General features: G+C 70.0%; 15 protein-coding genes and 1 riboswitch. Of the genes, 9 read left to right on the top strand and 6 right to left on the bottom strand.

The features are described from left to right. Positions 1-16 precede the first annotated feature (16 nt). Positions 17-856 carry a 16S rRNA (adenine(1518)-N(6)/adenine(1519)-N(6))-dimethyltransferase RsmA gene (rsmA, locus tag AB0H62_RS26035; RefSeq protein ID WP_220244324.1) on the top strand — a complete coding sequence of 280 codons (840 nt, stop codon included), beginning with the start codon at positions 17-19 and terminating at the stop codon, positions 854-856. Here the strand turns inward: rsmA and AB0H62_RS26030 are convergent. Next, complete coding sequence (locus AB0H62_RS26030) at positions 847-1,431, bottom strand: TetR/AcrR family transcriptional regulator (RefSeq protein WP_220244323.1); 585 nt, start codon at positions 1,429-1,431, stop codon at positions 847-849. The genes rsmA and AB0H62_RS26030 overlap by 10 nt on opposite strands. 388 nt (positions 1,432-1,819) lie before the next feature. Further along, positions 1,820-1,910, top strand: a riboswitch (SAM riboswitch). A 214-nt stretch (positions 1,911-2,124) separates the two neighbouring features. Here AB0H62_RS26030 and AB0H62_RS26025 point away from each other — a divergent pair. From AB0H62_RS26025 to AB0H62_RS26010, 4 genes are all read left to right on the top strand, one after another. Further along, positions 2,125-3,135 carry an ATP-binding cassette domain-containing protein gene (locus AB0H62_RS26025; protein ID WP_360588728.1) on the top strand — a complete coding sequence of 337 codons (1,011 nt, stop codon included), beginning with the start codon at positions 2,125-2,127 and terminating at the stop codon, positions 3,133-3,135. 198 nt (positions 3,136-3,333) lie between these two features. Then, on the top strand, positions 3,334-4,302 hold the full coding sequence (locus tag AB0H62_RS26020) for a 4-(cytidine 5'-diphospho)-2-C-methyl-D-erythritol kinase (RefSeq protein ID WP_360588726.1): 969 nt from the start codon (positions 3,334-3,336) through the stop codon (positions 4,300-4,302). A 36-nt stretch (positions 4,303-4,338) separates the two neighbouring features. Further along, positions 4,339-6,111 (top strand): ABC-F family ATP-binding cassette domain-containing protein, encoded by a 1,773-nt coding sequence (locus AB0H62_RS26015; RefSeq protein WP_360588724.1) that lies wholly within the window; start codon positions 4,339-4,341, stop codon positions 6,109-6,111. Between the two features lie 67 nt (positions 6,112-6,178). Further along, entirely contained in the window at positions 6,179-7,867 is a 1,689-nt protein-coding gene (locus AB0H62_RS26010) for a fatty acyl-AMP ligase (RefSeq protein ID WP_360588722.1), read from the top strand. A gap of 180 nt (positions 7,868-8,047) precedes the next feature. On the opposite strand, the gene AB0H62_RS26005 is transcribed toward AB0H62_RS26010, so the two are convergent. The 3 genes from AB0H62_RS26005 to AB0H62_RS25995 all read right to left on the bottom strand — a co-directional run bounded on the left by AB0H62_RS26005 (position 8,048) and on the right by AB0H62_RS25995 (position 9,807). Then, the gene (locus AB0H62_RS26005) at positions 8,048-8,413 is read right to left on the bottom strand and encodes a DivIVA domain-containing protein (RefSeq protein WP_220244318.1); all 366 of its coding nucleotides are present in this window, start codon (positions 8,411-8,413) and stop codon (positions 8,048-8,050) included. Positions 8,414-8,594: 181 nt separating this feature from the next. Continuing rightward, on the bottom strand, positions 8,595-9,188 hold the full coding sequence (gene pth, locus AB0H62_RS26000; RefSeq protein WP_220244317.1) for an aminoacyl-tRNA hydrolase: 594 nt from the start codon (positions 9,186-9,188) through the stop codon (positions 8,595-8,597). A gap of 10 nt (positions 9,189-9,198) precedes the next feature. Further along, on the bottom strand, positions 9,199-9,807 hold the full coding sequence (locus AB0H62_RS25995) for a 50S ribosomal protein L25/general stress protein Ctc (RefSeq protein WP_360588719.1): 609 nt from the start codon (positions 9,805-9,807) through the stop codon (positions 9,199-9,201). Between the two features lie 361 nt (positions 9,808-10,168). Between AB0H62_RS25995 and AB0H62_RS25990 the strand changes: the two genes are divergently transcribed. Together AB0H62_RS25990 and AB0H62_RS25985 are read left to right on the top strand one after the other, a co-directional pair. Next, a complete protein-coding gene (locus tag AB0H62_RS25990; RefSeq protein WP_360588717.1) occupies positions 10,169-11,296 on the top strand; it encodes a hypothetical protein in 1,128 nt (375 codons plus the stop codon). A gap of 98 nt (positions 11,297-11,394) precedes the next feature. Then, positions 11,395-12,039, top strand: coding sequence for an NAD(P)H-binding protein (locus tag AB0H62_RS25985; RefSeq protein WP_360588715.1), 645 nt, complete (start codon positions 11,395-11,397; stop codon positions 12,037-12,039). 42 nt (positions 12,040-12,081) lie between these two features. Here AB0H62_RS25985 and AB0H62_RS25980 read toward each other — a convergent pair whose 3' ends face one another. Together AB0H62_RS25980 and AB0H62_RS25975 are read right to left on the bottom strand one after the other, a co-directional pair. Further along, positions 12,082-12,942 carry an alpha/beta fold hydrolase gene (locus AB0H62_RS25980; RefSeq protein ID WP_360588713.1) on the bottom strand — a complete coding sequence of 287 codons (861 nt, stop codon included), beginning with the start codon at positions 12,940-12,942 and terminating at the stop codon, positions 12,082-12,084. Positions 12,943-12,987: 45 nt separating this feature from the next. Then, entirely contained in the window at positions 12,988-13,128 is a 141-nt protein-coding gene (locus AB0H62_RS25975; protein WP_360588711.1) for a hypothetical protein, read from the bottom strand. Between the two features lie 340 nt (positions 13,129-13,468). Here AB0H62_RS25975 and AB0H62_RS25970 point away from each other — a divergent pair, with 340 nt between their 5' ends. Further along, entirely contained in the window at positions 13,469-14,110 is a 642-nt protein-coding gene (locus AB0H62_RS25970) for a TetR family transcriptional regulator (RefSeq protein ID WP_360588709.1), read from the top strand. Positions 14,111-14,241: 131 nt separating this feature from the next. After that, the gene (locus tag AB0H62_RS25965) at positions 14,242-15,078 is read left to right on the top strand and encodes an ATP-dependent Clp protease proteolytic subunit (protein ID WP_360588707.1); all 837 of its coding nucleotides are present in this window, start codon (positions 14,242-14,244) and stop codon (positions 15,076-15,078) included. Positions 15,079-15,086: the final 8 nt, after the last annotated feature.

The raw sequence follows: 15,086 nt of genomic DNA, 5'->3' as shown, positions 1-15,086 counted from the left end.
TCGGTAGGCTTCCCCGGTGGTTGAACTGCTGGGGCCTGCCGAGATCCGCGGGCTGGCGGACGAGCTCGACGTCCGGCCGACGAAGAAGCTCGGCCAGAACTTCGTGCACGACCCCAACACGGTTCGCCGCATCGTCGAGTTGGCCGGAGTTCAGCCGGGCGACGTCGTCCTCGAGGTCGGACCCGGGCTGGGGTCGCTGACGCTGGGCCTGCTCGACGCCGGGGCCCGCGTGGTGGCCGTCGAGATCGATCCGAAGCTGGCGGCGCGGCTTCCGCGCACTGCCGCCGAACGCGCTTCTTCCGTCGCGGATCAGCTGAGCGTGGTCGGCGCCGACGCGTTGCGGATCAGCGCGGCTGATCTGCCGGCCGAACCCGTGTCGCTGGTCGCGAACCTCCCGTACAACGTCGCGGTCCCCGTCGTGCTGCACCTGCTGGCCGAGCTTCCCTCGCTGCAGCGCGGGATGGTGATGGTGCAGACGGAGGTCGCCGACCGCATGGCCGCCGGTCCCGGCAGCCGCATCTACGGCGTGCCCAGCGTGAAGCTCGCTTGGTACGGGCCGGCGCGCAAGGTCGGCGCCGTGCCGCGGTCGGTGTTCTGGCCGGTGCCGAACGTCGACTCGTCCCTCGTGGCTTTCGAACGCGGCACTCCGATGGAGGGCGTCGAGCGGCAACGCCTGTTCGCGGTCGTGGACGCCGCGTTCTCCCAACGCCGCAAGACGCTGCGCGCGGCCCTCGCCGGCTGGGCCGGTTCGGCCGATCGCGCCGGCGAGCTCCTCGTGGCGGCCGGAATCGACCCGAAGACGCGCGGCGAGCAGCTCGACGTGCACGACTTCGTCCGGCTCGCGGCTCAAGCCTGAAAGATCCGGCGCAGGTGGTAGTCCAGCGTCGCGAGGACTTCGGGCGGGGTGAAGCGGCCGTGCAGGACGTCGAGGCCCAGGCCGGTGAAGCCCGCGACCAGCAGGTTGGCCTCGTGCCGCGGCTGGACGCCAGGCGGGAGCGCCACGCGGCGCAACAGGCTGGTGAGCAGGTCTTCGATCGGCGTCTCGGCGTGCAGGAACACCTTCGCCAGCGCCGGGTCGCTGTGGGTGCGGCTGAAGTAGGCGCGGTGGACGCGTAGCGACAGTTCGCGCTCGGCGTCCAGCGGGAGCAGCTCCGTGAGCAGAGTCCGGACCACGCCGCGCACGCTCTGGTCGAGCTGTGCCGCGATGCGGGCCTGCGTGCGCTGCTCGCCGCGTTCATGGAGGTAACGCAGGGACAACACGAGCAGGTTGTGCTTCGTTTCGAAGTAGTACTGCACCAGCCGCAGTGACACGCCTGCCTCGGCGGCCACCTCGCGCATGCTCACGGAGTCGAGCCCGCGTTCGGCCGCGATGCGCCACACCGCCCCGGCGATCTCGCGCCGGCGCTGCTCGTGGTCGACCCGGTGCGCCACGGTCCTCCTCCGCTGTAGTGGTACGACTGTATCCGATACGCACGTATCACAAACGGGCGTGACGGACGTCCGGATTCGACTCGTGGACGGGAGTGGACGTCCGGCCGGGAAGACGAAGTGTCTCGCCGTGGCGAACTACCTCGCCGAACCGTCATTTACCCACGTGCGAGCTGCCCCGCGATTCCCGTGCCGGAATCGCAGCTCCACCAGGGATCGGCAGCGTCCACAGTGGAATAGGCGTCGGATTCGCCGCGCGGAAGAAATTCGGTGCCGGAGCTTTCGGGGTCCACGATGTGGCTGCGGGTGTCCCGGTATCCGGGCACCACCACTCGTGTGATCTGCACCAACGCGCTTGCGTTCACCCAATGGGATCGGCTTTACTCAGAAACGTCCATCCCGAGCGACTGAGAGACCTGGCTCGCCGAAGTCGCAGCAACCACCCCCCATGGGGCAGGTGCTACAGCCAGGACCGATGGAGGCTGTTTCCGATGCAGAGGGTAGCCCGCCCGCTCCTGTTGACCCGGCGGCGCGTCGTCGATGAAGGTCGCCGCACGGTATGTGCGTGTCGACGCTCCACAGTCATCGCCTGATCCTTTCTTCCGCAATTCTGCGCACCGTCCGAAAAGGACGGTAATTCGGTGACGCCCGGCGCGCCCGGAAACGGTGCTGCGCCTCATGCCTGGAGCTCTCTTCGTGATCACTGTCGAAAACGTGTCCAAGTCCTTTCCCCTCAACGGAAATCCGGTCGCCGCGCTGCGTGATGTGAGCGTCGACGTGCAGGCCGGTTCCCTCTTCGGCGTGGTGGGCCCCGCCGGCTCCGGCAAGTCCACGCTCGCCCGCTGCATCGCGCTGCAGGAGCGCCCGGACCGCGGTGTCGTGCGGCTCGACGGCCTCAACACCGGTGCGCTCGACGGCCGCCGGCTGCGTGAGGTCCGCCGCCAGCTGGGTGTCGTCGGCACCAAGCCGGAGCTGCTCGCCGAGCGCACCGTCGCCGGCAACATCGCCACCCCGCTGGAGCAGCTCGGCATCGACGGGCCGCAGCGCAAGACCCGCGTCGGCAACCTGCTCGACCTCGTGGGCCTCACCGCCCGTGCCGCGCAGAAGCCGGCCGACCTCACGCCCGGCCAGCTGCGCCGCGTCGCCGTGGCCAGGGCACTCGCCGCCGGCCCGGCCGTGCTGCTCGCCGACGACCCCACCGCCGGCATCGCCCCCGAGGAGGCCGGCGCCGTGCTGGCCGTGCTCGACCGGGCGCGCGCCGAGCTGGGCACCACCGTGCTGCTGACCACTCCGGACGCCGGCGTCGTCCGCCGCGTCTGCGACGACGTCGCGGTGCTCGAAGACGGCGCGGTCGTCGAACGCGGTCACGTGCTCGACCTCATCGCCTCGCCGGGCAGCTGGACCGCGCAGGCGGTGCTGCCGGTGATCGAGACCGCCCGCGCGCAGGCCGCGAAGTACGACCGGTCCGCCGACGTCGTGCTGATCGGCTTCGCGTCCGTCGGCGCCCTGCTGCCCGAGGCGGCCGGTCGCTTCGACGTGGAGGTCGCCACCATCGGCGGCGGACTCACGCGCATCGGTGACACCCCGATCGCTCGTTTCCGCATCGGTGTCCGCGGCGAGCGAGCCGACGCGGCGCTGGCGTGGATTGCCGACCGCGGCGCTCACGTGACGCCGGCCGTGCGGGCCGCGCAGAGCGTCGCCGCCTGACCCCAGCCGACCCCGTCGGTGCCGTGAAGGGCTCGTTGAAGGACTCCGATTCCTTCAACGGGCCCTTCCTCGCGCGGTGCGCGGGTCCCGGGGTCCAAGGTTGGCGTCGACGTGTCCGAGAGGTTGGGACAGCCGTCCTGAGGATGCCTGTTTTCTCCTGGTGGGGAGCCCAGGCGCCCGGCCACGTAGGCTTGACGGGTGCTCGCCGTAGTTCCACCACCAGTCACCGTCCGGGTCCCGGCCAAGGTCAACCTGCACCTGGCCATCGGTGACCTGCGCGAGGACGGCTACCACGACTTGGTCACCGTCTTCCAGGCGTTGTCGCTCACGGACGAGGTGACCGTCGCGGCCACCGACGACCCGGGGCTCGAGGTCTTCGGCGAGGGGGAGGGGTCGGTGCCCACCGACGCCACCAACCTCGCCTGGCGCGCGGCCCAGGAGCTCTCCACCTACGCCGGCCGCGCCGAGGGAGACGACCTGAAGGTGCGGATCGTGCTGCGCAAGGGCATCCCCGTCGCCGGCGGTATGGCGGGCGGGAGCGCCGACGCGGCGGCGACGCTCGTCGGCCTGGCCTCGCTGTGGAAGCTCGACGTGACGCGCGACGAGCTGGCCGCCATCGCGGGCAAGCTCGGCAGCGACGTGCCTTTCGCACTCTACGGCGGCACCGCGCTCGGCACCGGCCGCGGTGAGCAGCTCGTGCCCGTGCTGTCGCGCCACACGTTCCACTGGGTGCTCGCGTTCGACACCGAAGGCCTGTCGACGCCGAAGGTGTTCGGCGAGCTCGACCGCCTGCGCGCCGAAGGCAACCCGCCGCGCATCGGCTCGCACACCCCGGTCGTCGAGGCCCTCGCGTCGGGCGACCCCCGTCAGCTCGCGCTGCTGCTGGGCAACGACCTGCAGGCGGCCGCCGTGTCGCTGCGTCCCGGCTTGCGCCGCACGCTGCGCGCGGGCGTGAACGCGGGTGCGCTGGCCGGGTGTGTGTCCGGCTCGGGGCCCACGTGCGCGTTCCTCTGCGCCGACGCGCAGGCCGCCGTCGAGGTGGCGGCCGAGCTGTCCGGCGCCGGCGTGTGCCGAACCGTGCGCGTCGCCCATGGCCCGGTGCCTGGCGCCCGGCTGGTCGGCGGCGACGACGCACCCCGTGGCACGCCACCGCGTGTGCACGCCTGAACATCTGTCCATTGTGGAAAGGATCGGCTGAATCGGATGGCCAACCTGGTCAACCTGGAGTCGGTGAGCAAGTCGTACGGGGTGAAACCGCTGCTGGACAGCGTTTCTCTCGGCGTCGCCGCCGGACAGCGCATCGGCGTAGTCGGTCTCAACGGTGGTGGCAAGACCACGCTGCTGGAGGTGCTCGCGGGTCTGAGCGAGCCGGATTCCGGCCGGGTGAGCCATGTTCGTGACCTGCGCATGGCCGTCGTCACCCAGCGAACCGAGCTGCCTTCGGGCAGCACGGTCGGCGACGTCGTACTCGAACGCTATGGCGCGGAACACGAATGGGCCGCCGACGCGCGCGTCCGGTCCATTGTGGACGGACTCGGCATCACGGCGATCGGTCTCGAAACCCCGACCGCGAACCTCTCCGGTGGCGAACGCCGTCGCGTCGCGCTGGCCGCGGCGCTGACCGGCGAGCTCGACCTCGTGGTGCTCGACGAGCCCACCAACCACCTGGACGTCGAAGGTGTCCGCTGGCTGGCCGACCACCTGCTGGCGCGCAGGATCGCCGTGGTGGTCGTGACCCACGACCGGTGGTTCCTCGACACCATCGCGAGCCTCACGTGGGAGGTCACAGGAGGGCGCGTCGAGCAGTACGAAGGTGGTTACGCCGACTGGATCTTCGCGCGCGCCGAGCGGGCGCGCCTGGCCGCGACGGCCGAGGAGAAGCGGCAGAACCTGGCGCGCAAGGAGCTGGCGTGGCTGCGCCGCGGCCCGCAGGCGCGCTCGTCGAAGCCGCGCTATCGCGTGGAAGCCGCCGAGGCGCTGATCGCCGACGTGCCGCCGCTGCGCGACTCCGTGGAGCTGATGGCGTTCGCCAAGCGCCGCCTCGGCAAGACGGTGCTGGAGCTGGAAGACGTGTCGTTCAGCGTCGGCGACCGGACGCTGCTGGACCACGTGACGTGGCGGATCGGGCCGGGTGACCGCGTGGGTCTCGTCGGCGTGAACGGGTCCGGCAAGACGTCGCTGCTCAAGCTGCTGGGCGGCGACGTCACTCCCGAGACGGGGCGGCGGGTCGAGGGCAAGACGGTCGCGCTCGCGCACCTGCGCCAGGAGCTCGACGACCTGCCGGCCGACCTGCGCGTGCTGCAGGCGATCGAGCAGGTGGCGGGGCGCGTGGTATTCGGCAAGCAGGAGATGACGGCGTCGCAGCTGGGCGAGAAGCTCGGCTTCCCGGCCGAACGGCAGTGGACGCCCGTCGGTGACCTGTCGGGTGGCGAGCGGCGCCGGCTGCAGCTGTGCCGGCTGCTGATGGCCGAGCCCAACGTGCTGCTGCTCGACGAGCCCACCAACGACCTGGACATCGACACCCTGCAGCAGCTCGAAGACCTGCTCGACGGCTGGCCCGGCACGATGGTCGTGGTCTCGCACGACCGCTACCTCGTCGAGCGCGTCTGCGACACGACCGTGGCCCTGTTCGGCGACGGCCACGTGACGAACCTGCCCGGCGGCATCGAGGAGTACCTCAACCGCCGCACGAAGCTGCAGGCGGCGACGCCGGGGCGCGGGGCGTCGGCAGCTCCGGAGAAGGCCGAGGCCAAGCGCAGCAACGCGGAGATCCGGGCCGCGCAGAAGGAGCTCGGCCGGCTGGAGCGCAAGCTCGACCAGCTGGCCAAACGCGAGGAGAAGCTGCACGCGGCACTGCTCGAGGCGGCCACGGACCCGGACAAGCTCATCGCGTTGAACACGGAGCTGAAGAGCGTGCACGCGGAGAAGGAAGACGTCGAGGCGACGTGGCTGGAGACGTCCGAAGCGCTCGAATGACGGCTTGATCGACGCTGTTCACGCCGCCGCAGGCGAGCGTTGACAACAAGACAGTAATCTGTCGCGCATGAGTCGGTTCGTGGACACGCTCGTCGAGACGGCGACGGGGCGGGGTCAGCAGCGCGGCATGGTCACGGGCGAGCCCAAGGAGCCGGTTCGCCGGACGTGGGCCGAGGTTCACGACCAGGCCAAGAAGATTGCCGGTGGGTTGGTCGCGGGCGGGTTGAAGCCCGGGAGCGCGGTGGCCGTGCTGGCCGCGGCGCCGGTGCTCATCGCGCCCACCGTGCAGGCCGTGTGGCTGGCCGGCGGCAGCGTGACGATGCTGCACCAGCCGACGGCGCGCACGGACCTCGCCGAGTGGGCCGAGGACACGGTCAAGGTGCTGGGGATGATCGGCGCCGGGCTGGTGGTGCTGGGCGAGCCGTTCGACCAGCTCGCGCCCGTGCTGGCCGAGAAGGGTATCCAGCACCGCCTGATCACGGAGCTGGCCGAGGCCGAGCCGCTGGCCGAGGTCGTGCCCACCGACGAGGGCGCCACCGCGTTGCTGCAGCTCACCAGCGGTTCGACGGCCGACCCCAAGGCCGTGCGCATCACCTACGGCAACCTCTACACCAACGTCAAGGCCATGGTCGACCGCGCGGAGTTCGACTTCGACGTCGACGTGATGGTGTCGTGGCTCCCGACGTTCCACGACATGGGCATGGTCGGCTTCCTGACCGTGCCGATGACCTTCGGCGTGGAGCTGGTGAAGATCACGCCTGTCGAGTTCCTGACCGGCCCGCTGATCTGGCCCGAGCTGATCTCCAAGTACAACGGCACCACCACGGCCGCGCCGAACTTCGCGTACGCCATCGTGGGCCGCCGCATGGCCCGCGTCGAGGACGACAACGCCTACGACCTGTCCAAGCTCCGCATCGCACTCAACGGCGCCGAGCCGATCGACGAGACGGCCGTCCAGACCTTCGTCGACGCGGGCGCACGCTTCAAGATGCCGGCCGAGTGCGTGTTCCCGGCGTACGGCATGGCCGAGGCGACTCTGGCGGTGTCTTTCGCGCCGCTGTTCACGGGTCTCACCCTGGACGTCGTCGAGGCCGACGCCCTGGAGGCGGACGACCGCGCCGTCCCGGTCCCTGAGGGCGACTCTCGGCGCGGCACGGACGCGGTGCGCTCCTTCGCCGTGCTGGGCCGTCCGCTGGACGGCCTGGAGGCGAGCATCGTCTCCGCGGACGGTTCGCTGCTGGGCGACCGCGAAGTCGGCGAAATCCGCCTCCGCGGCCCGGCCGTCACCCCGGGCTACCTCACCGTCGACGGCCCCCTCGACACCCAGGACGCCGACGGCTGGATGAAGACGGGCGACCTCGGTTACCTCATCGACGGCCAGATCGTGATCTGCGGCCGCCGCAAGGACGTCATCATCATGGGCGGCCGCAACCTGTACCCCACCGACATCGAACGCGCGGCCACGTCGGTCGAGGGCGTGCGCGCCGGCAACGCCGTCGCCGTCCGCCTCGACGCGGGCAGCCGCCGCGAACGCTTCGCCGTCGTCGTGGAGTCCAAGCTGGCCGGCGACGCGGACGCCGAACGCGCGTTGTCGAAGCAGGTCGCCGCCCGCGTCCGTGATGCCGTGGACATGCGCCCGTTCGCCGTGGTGGTCCTGCCGGCCGGCAGCCTGCCCAAGACGCCCTCGGGCAAGGTCAAGCGCGCGGCGACTGCGGTGCAGTACGCGGACAAGATCGCGCACAACGCGGACCACTGACCTCGGGTTCGACCGGCAACGTAGGCAGAACACGGAACCGGCCCACTCACCACAGTGAGCGGGCCGGTTCCGTGTTCTCGGGGCTTGGGAAGTCCGGAGGGCGGGGTTGTTTCAGGAAGAAGGACAAACGCAGGCCGGGAAAGCGCCGCGGGGGAACGACGTCGTCAAGGCCGGAAAGACCTACCGGTCCTGGAAGGACTCGGCGTTCTCCGTCACCTCCGGACGCGGGGCCCGGGAGGCGGTCGCCTCGTGTTCGTCGCGTGCGCCGGGCACGGCGGGAGCGCGCCGGCCGGACAGGTCGGCCAGCTGTTCCTCCACGGTGTCCAGGAACTGGTCGACTTCGCGTTCGTCGTAGCCGCGCTTGCCGATGAGCGGCTTGTTGAACATGACGTGGTGGACTTCGGCCGCGGTCAGGTCGTCCTCTTCGGCGATCGTTTTCGCGATGCGCCGCACGAACTCGTCGACCTCCTGTTTGGCATAGCCACGGCGGCCGATCGGGGCGTTACCGAAGGTGACCTCGGTGAGGTCCTCGGCGGTGAACGACATGAAACATTCTCCGATTCAGGGTCGGTGTGCGGACTCCCGCATTCCGTCCTAACCGGTCACCGAGGCACCGGGAACCCCGAGCGCGTCGGGACGACTCGATCAGGGCCCTATAAGCCGCCCATCGAGTGAGGAAAAACTACGCAGCGCCACTCATGATCACTAACAGAGAGCAACCGGCTGATCAGCCTGCGTGGAACTCGTTCTGGGCCGTGGTGAGCCCCTTGGCCACGAGCGCCTCGGCGGCGTCGGCGGCCACGGAGACCTCGAACGGGAGCTCCTTCCGCTCGACCGTCGAGAAGTCCTTCAGCACGAAATCGGCGGGATCCTGGCGGCCCGGCGGGCGGCCGATGCCGAAGCGCACGCGGTAGTACTCACGCGTGCCGAGCGACTTGGTGATGGAACGAAGGCCGTTGTGCCCGTTGTCGCCGCCGCCGAGCTTGAGCTTCAGCGCGCCGAACGGCACATCGAGCTCGTCGTGCACCACGACGACGCCCGAGGGCTCGACCTTGAAGAACCGCGCGGCGCCGACCACGGGCCCGCCGGAGAGGTTCATGAACGAACGCGGCTTCACCAGCACCACGCGACGGCCCGAAAGCCGCCCCTCGAGCACCTCGGCGCCGCTCTTGTGTGCCTTGAACTTGCCCCCGATGCGGGTGGCCAGCTCGTCGAGCACCATGAAGCCGACGTTGTGGCGGTTGCCGGCGTACTGGGGCCCGGGATTACCGAGGCCGGCGAGCACGATCAGCTCGCCGGCCCCAGGCAGGTCTTCACTCACGGAAGTGAGTTTATTCGGCGTCCCCGGCGGGAGCCTCGCCGCCTTCGGTGACGGCCTCTTCGCCGGCGGTCTCTTCACGCTGCGGCTCGTTCACGGCCACGACCAGCGCTTCGCCGTCGGTCACCAGGTTCGCGCCCTGCGGCAGCGTGAGCTGCGCGGCGGTGATCTGGGTGCCGATCTCGAGACCCTCGACCGAGACCTCGATCTGGTCCGGGATGTGCAGCGCCTCGACCTCGATCTGCACGACGCCGAGGTCCTGGTTCACCAGGCCACCCGGGCCGGCGGTGCCGGTGACGACCACCGGCACGTCGACGGTGACCTTCTCGCCGCGGCGAACCACGAGCAGGTCGACGTGCTCGATGTAGTTCTTCAGCGGGTGCACGACGATGGTCTTGGTCAGCGCCAGCTCGCTGGAGCCCTCGAGGTCGAGGGTGAGCACGGCGTTGCTGCCGTTCTCACGGACGACGCGGGCGAACTCGAGGGCCGGCAGCGCGAAGTGCCGCGGGTCCGAGCCGTGCCCGTAGAGGACCGCGGGGATCTTGCCGGCGCGACGGGTGCGCCGCGCGGCGCCCTTGCCGAACTCGGTGCGCGGCTCGACGGAAAGACGTACCTCGGACACGGTGTAGCACTCCTTCAAATCACAATTCGGTGCAGCAGGTGGCGGCGGGGATCGTCGATCTCTGCTCGGGGCGGTGTTCACAAATCAGCGTTCAAAATCGGCTGCATACGGCGGCGAGTTTCCAAGCGTGCACATTCCACGGGGCTTCTCGAGCCGCCGCGTCGATCACGCTGGGCACCACAGGGTGCTCCCGCCTCGCCGAGACAACTCGAGAAGTGTAAACCCTCGTTCGACAAGGAGGTTGCGGTGGGTGGCCCCGCACGACTAAACCTTGGGTCGGCCGGCGGGCGACGACTCGATTCCGGTGGTGCAGGCGCGTGCCGCGGGCATGGGATGATCCCCGCGGAAAAGAGGGGCGAGAATGCGGGCTCGATGGATCGCCGCGGCGGTCGTACTACTGGGTGGGGTGCTGGCGGGTTGTCAGGTCGCGGTGACGGGTTCGGCGGGGGTTTCCGCCGCTGACCAGCAGATAGCCGACCGGCTGGCGCAGCAGCGAGATGCCGTGGACGCCGCGTTGGACGCGCTGGGCAAGGCGCCCGCGCTGGAGCTCGACACCACGGTGAAGGACGCGTCGGGCAAGCCGATCGGTCTCGGTTTCCGCATCACTCGCAATGGTGACGGGTTCGGCGCGCTGCCGTTCGAAGGTCACGTGGTGCAGGTCACCGAGCTCGGGGACGATCTCTACCTCTCCGCCGACGCCGACTACTGGAAGTCGCACGGCCTCGAGGAAAACAGCACGCAGTTCGGTGCCGGTTGGGTGCACACCGTCGGTACGGAGCTGCCGATGGACCCCGGCGCGCGGTTCGCCCCGGACCAGCTCGTGACCGGGCTGGTCAAATCGTTGTCGAGTCTCAACCAGACGGCCGACCCGGTGAAGCGCAAGCTCGAGGACGGCACGGAGGTCTACCAGCTCGGCGGCGGCCTCGGCGCGCTGCAGGTGACCACCGCGCAGCCCTTCCGCGTGGTCTCGTTCGCGCCGGCGCTGCTCGACCCGCTGGGCGGCCCGAAGCTCGGCACCGGGTTCCAGGTGAAGTCGCTGACCGGCGACGCGCTCAAGAAGTTCCACACCGACTTCGACAACACGGTCGGCGGGCTCGGACAGCCGTTCGACGGGCTCGCGCAGTCGAGCGTGGTGGTCACCAACGACCGCCTCGACTGCAAGGACTTCGTCGGCTCGTGCACCGCCACAGTCGACGTGACCAACAGCGTCGTCGGCAACAGCTCGGGCTCGAAGCCCGTGGTGCACGTGACGCTCACGATCGACGTCAGCGCCGATTCGCTCGGCTCGAAGACCTGCACCACGCAGGGTGACGCGGCGGCCGACGCGACCATCACGATGTCGTGCTCGGTCAAGTTCTCGCTGCCCAACCGCACCGCCAGCTACCAGGTGCTCGCGAAGCCGACGGCCGTCGGCGAGGTGCACGTGCCCTTCGACGCGAACGCGGTGAAGGCCGAGCTCGCGAAGTCGTTCGCCCTGCTCGGCGCCTGACCTGCACGCCTACCGCGGGGTGCGTTGGTTTCGTTGAAGTAGTGGATCTTCCGTTCGTACCCTCGACGTCGTCGAGGTGTCCTCAGGAGGAGCGGAAGATGAGCAAGCTGGTGGTGTTCGGCGCGACGGGGTACGCCGGTGGCCGGATCACGGACGAGGCGCTGCGGCGCGGGCATGCGGTCGTCGGGGTGGCGCGCAAGGCCGAGGGCCTGCCCGCCGAGGTCGAGGCCCGCACGGGCTCGATGCACGACGCCGGGTTCGTCGCCGACGTGACGAAGGGGGCCGACGTGATCGTGATCGCGACCCCGGGCCGGGTGAACGACGAGGGGCAGAAGCTGCTCGACGCGTTGCCGACGCTCGCCGACGCGGCCCGCGCGGCCGGTGCGCGGCTGTCGTTCGTGGGCGGCGCGGCCTCGCTGCTCGTGGCCGAGGGTGGCCCGCGGCTGCTGGACACGCCGGACTTCCCGGACGCGTACAAGCCCGAGGCGAGCAGCCACGCCGAGGTTCTGGCCGCCCTGCGCGAGCTGCCCGGCGACGTCGAATGGTTCTACGTGAGCCCGGCCGCGGAGTTCGGCGCGTGGAACGCCGGCGAGCGCACGGGGTCGTTCCGTGTGGGTGGCGACGTGCTGCTGTCCGACGAGGAGGGCCGTTCGCAGATCGGCGGTGACGACTTCGCGATCGCGTTCGTGGACGAGATCGACGAGGCGCGCCACAGCCGGGCGCGCTTCACCGTCGCGTACTGACCGCGGACGGGGCCCCTCGAAACCGAGGGGCCCCGGCTCGGGTCAGCCCGGGGAGCCGACGGTGCAGAAGAACTTCGTGGCGTGGGCCGGGTCGAGGGCGTTCGTGACGAGGTTCCAGACGTTGAGGTCATACGCCTCGCCGATGTGGCCCACCGGGTCGAACGGACACGTGTCCTGCACGTATTCGTTCACCACACCCGGCTCGCGCACGAACGACGTGTCGGTGGGGGTCACGAGCTCGTCGTAGCGCGAGGTGATCACGGTGTACTTCACGCCGGCCTGTGCGATGGGACCGGTGGTCAGCTTCTTCACGGCGGCGCCGTCGGTGATCAGGTCGTCGCAGGCGGGGCAGCCGAGCGTGGACAGGGCCTTGCCGACGGCGTCGCGCTCGCCCTGCCCGAGCAGGTAGGCGAGCTTGGTGAGGCCGGCGAACGTGGTCCCGTGCGTGGGCGGCGCGATGGACACGACCGAGCCGATCTTGTCCGCGATGCCCTGGGTCTTCGTGACGTAGAGGGACTGGAAGCCGCCCTCGGAGTGGCCCACGATGTCCACTTGCGACGCCCCGGTCTCGGCGAGCACCTGGCCGATGAACTGCTTGATCTCGCCCGCCGAGTCGGCGATCGGGCGCAGCCCGCCGACTACGGGGAAGCCCGGGTAGGCGCCGTAGGTCTGGCTGAAGGTGCAGTAGCCCTTGGCCGCGACGGCCGACTGCAGGAAGTTGAGGTCCTCGTAGTAGGTGGCGCCCAAGCCGTGGAGGAAGACCACGGGCCGGGGGTGCGCCGCGCTCGGGCGGCATGACGGGTCGTTGTTGCCGCCGGCCGCCTGCGCGGGCGCGGCGGTGAACGCGGCCGCCACGAGCGCCACGGCGGCCAGCACAGCCGCTTTGGTCCGCAGTTTCCTCATGGAGAAGGGTCCTTCCTCACGGTCACCGGCGGCGTTGCCGGTGGTTCAGGGGGTGGGGTAGAGCGCGGCGACGACGTTCCTGCGGATCTCGAGGGCCGGGGTCGGCTCACCGGACTCGACGGAGAACAGCTTGCGTACGAGCGCGAAGTCCCGGACTCGCTCGGGCGGAGAATAGCGTGCGTTCACCGACTCCACGTCACGGGCGATGACCGAGCGCAGTCGTTCGTCGGCGTGCCAGGTGTGTTTGTCCGGATTGATCCCGGTTTCGAGGGAGAACGCGGCAGTTCGTTCTCGATGGCGGCGGGGAGCGGTTCTTCCGGCAGGGTGATGACCAGAGGATCGTCCACTTTGGACTCGTGGGAGCGGGCGACGTCTTCGTGGAGCTGGGCGAACGTGCGCTCGTGCCAGGTGCCGTTCTCGAGGTACCGCTGTGCGCTTGACATCGAATACCTCCCGGTATTGGATACCTGAAGGTATTGAGTTGACTTCGTGAAAGTCAAGCCCTTGATCAGGAGGATTCACCCCGATGCCCGCACCGGGCCGCACGCGGCCGACGCGCGCTGAAACGCGCCGCCGAATCCTCGACGCGGCGTTCCAGGTCTTCGGCGACCGGGGCATCGAGGCCTCGAAGCTGACCGAGGTCGCGGCCGCCGCCGGCCTGACGAAGGGCGCGGTCTACTCCAGCTTCGCGTCGAAAGACGAACTGGTGCTGGCGTTGATGGAGGAACACGCGGCGCACCGGCTTTCCGCCAGCCTCGAGAGCTTCGCCTCCGCCGGCACCGGCGCGGCCGGCCTCGCGGACGTCGCGGCGGTGTTGATGCACGAAATGCGCACGGATGCGGTGTGGCACCGGCTGTTGGCGGAGTTCTTCGCCCTGGCGCACCACGACGCTGACCGCAGACTTGCCTTGCGCGACCGTCGCCGCGCTGTCCGGCGGACGATCGCGGCCGCGTTGGAGCGCTTGGCTTCGGGGTTCGGCTTCTCCTTGCCGTTGCCGGCCGAAGAGTTCGCGGTGATCCTGCTGGCGCTGAGCAACGGCCTGGCCGTGGAAGGGGACATCGACGACGAAGCCGTCCCCGAGGGCCTGCTGGGCCGCGTCCTGACGTTGATCGCCGGCGACGCGGTGGCTGCCGTGCGTTCCGCGGCGGAAAGCGTGGCCGGGGACTGAAAACCGTGTCCGCTGCGTTGCCCGGGACCGCTCCCGAAGCGCATGGTTACCGTCGCGCGTATGACTGAGCCGCTCGGAAGCCACGCCACTGATCGCGAACCGCCGTGCTCTGGACGGCGCGAGGTCCGGCTGTGACGCGCCGCGATGACGTGGCTCGGCGGCTGCGCGGGATTCTCCGCCCCTCGACCGGAGCCGTGCGGGCGCAGCGGGACCTGGGTGACGAGCTGGCTTCCGAATCCGCGGTCGCCGCCGAGAGGGCGGGCGGAACCGGCGAAGAGCCCGGCCGCCGCGACATCGACGAGACCGGGGGAGGCATTGTCTCCCACTACGTTTCGGGCCCCTCCGAGGTTCGGCACCCCGGTTCCGGCCGGCACCCGGCGTCGGCAGACCACGCCGGCCACAGCGAGCGAGAGCCGGCCGGTTCTCGCAGCCTTGACCTCAGTGCGCACGCCGAACAGTTGCTGCGAAAGCGCATCGTCGTCCTGAGCGCCGAGATCGACGACGCGATCGCCAACACGATTACCGCGCAGCTGCTGCTCCTCGAGGACGCGGACGCGAGTGCCGACATCACCTTCTTCATCAACTCGCCCGGTGGCTCCGTCACGGCCGGCATGGCCATCCTCGACACGATGGACCTCGTCAAACCGGACGTCGCCACCTGCGCCATGGGGCTGGCCGCCGGCATGGCACAGCTGCTCGTGTCGAGTGGCACGCCCGGCAAGCGGTCCGCCATCCCGCAGGCCGTGGTCGCGTTGAGCCTTCCTCAGCTCCAGCCGGATCCGTCGCCGGTGCGGCTCGCTCTGCTCGACAAGTGGACCAGCGAAGTCGTGGGGTTGATCGCGGCCGGCAGTGGTCAACCCGTCGAGCGAGTTCGCGCGGATGCCGAGCGGCAGCGGCGATTCACCGCGGCCGAGGCCCTCGTGTACGGCTTGGTCGACCGGGTGACGGAGAACCGCGCACGGGGATGATCGAGTTG

Source organism: Amycolatopsis sp. NPDC050768, assembly GCF_040654155.1.
Taxonomy (GTDB): Bacteria; Actinomycetota; Actinomycetes; order Mycobacteriales; family Pseudonocardiaceae; genus Amycolatopsis.
This window is presented reverse-complemented; position numbering and strand designations above follow the sequence as displayed.

Excerpts from the sequence above, each read along its gene's own strand:
- AB0H62_RS26015 (WP_360588724.1), top strand. The coding sequence starts at position 4,339 with ATGGCCAACCTGGTCAACCTGGAGTCGGTGAGCAAGTCGTACGGGGTG.
- AB0H62_RS26010 (WP_360588722.1), top strand. The coding sequence starts at position 6,179 with ATGAGTCGGTTCGTGGACACGCTCGTCGAGACGGCGACGGGGCGGGGT.
- AB0H62_RS26005 (WP_220244318.1), bottom strand. The coding sequence starts at position 8,413 with ATGTCGTTCACCGCCGAGGACCTCACCGAGGTCACCTTCGGTAACGCC.
- AB0H62_RS25990 (WP_360588717.1), top strand. The coding sequence starts at position 10,169 with ATGCGGGCTCGATGGATCGCCGCGGCGGTCGTACTACTGGGTGGGGTG.
- AB0H62_RS25985 (WP_360588715.1), top strand. The coding sequence starts at position 11,395 with ATGAGCAAGCTGGTGGTGTTCGGCGCGACGGGGTACGCCGGTGGCCGG.
- AB0H62_RS25980 (WP_360588713.1), bottom strand. The coding sequence starts at position 12,942 with ATGAGGAAACTGCGGACCAAAGCGGCTGTGCTGGCCGCCGTGGCGCTC.
- AB0H62_RS25970 (WP_360588709.1), top strand. The coding sequence starts at position 13,469 with ATGCCCGCACCGGGCCGCACGCGGCCGACGCGCGCTGAAACGCGCCGC.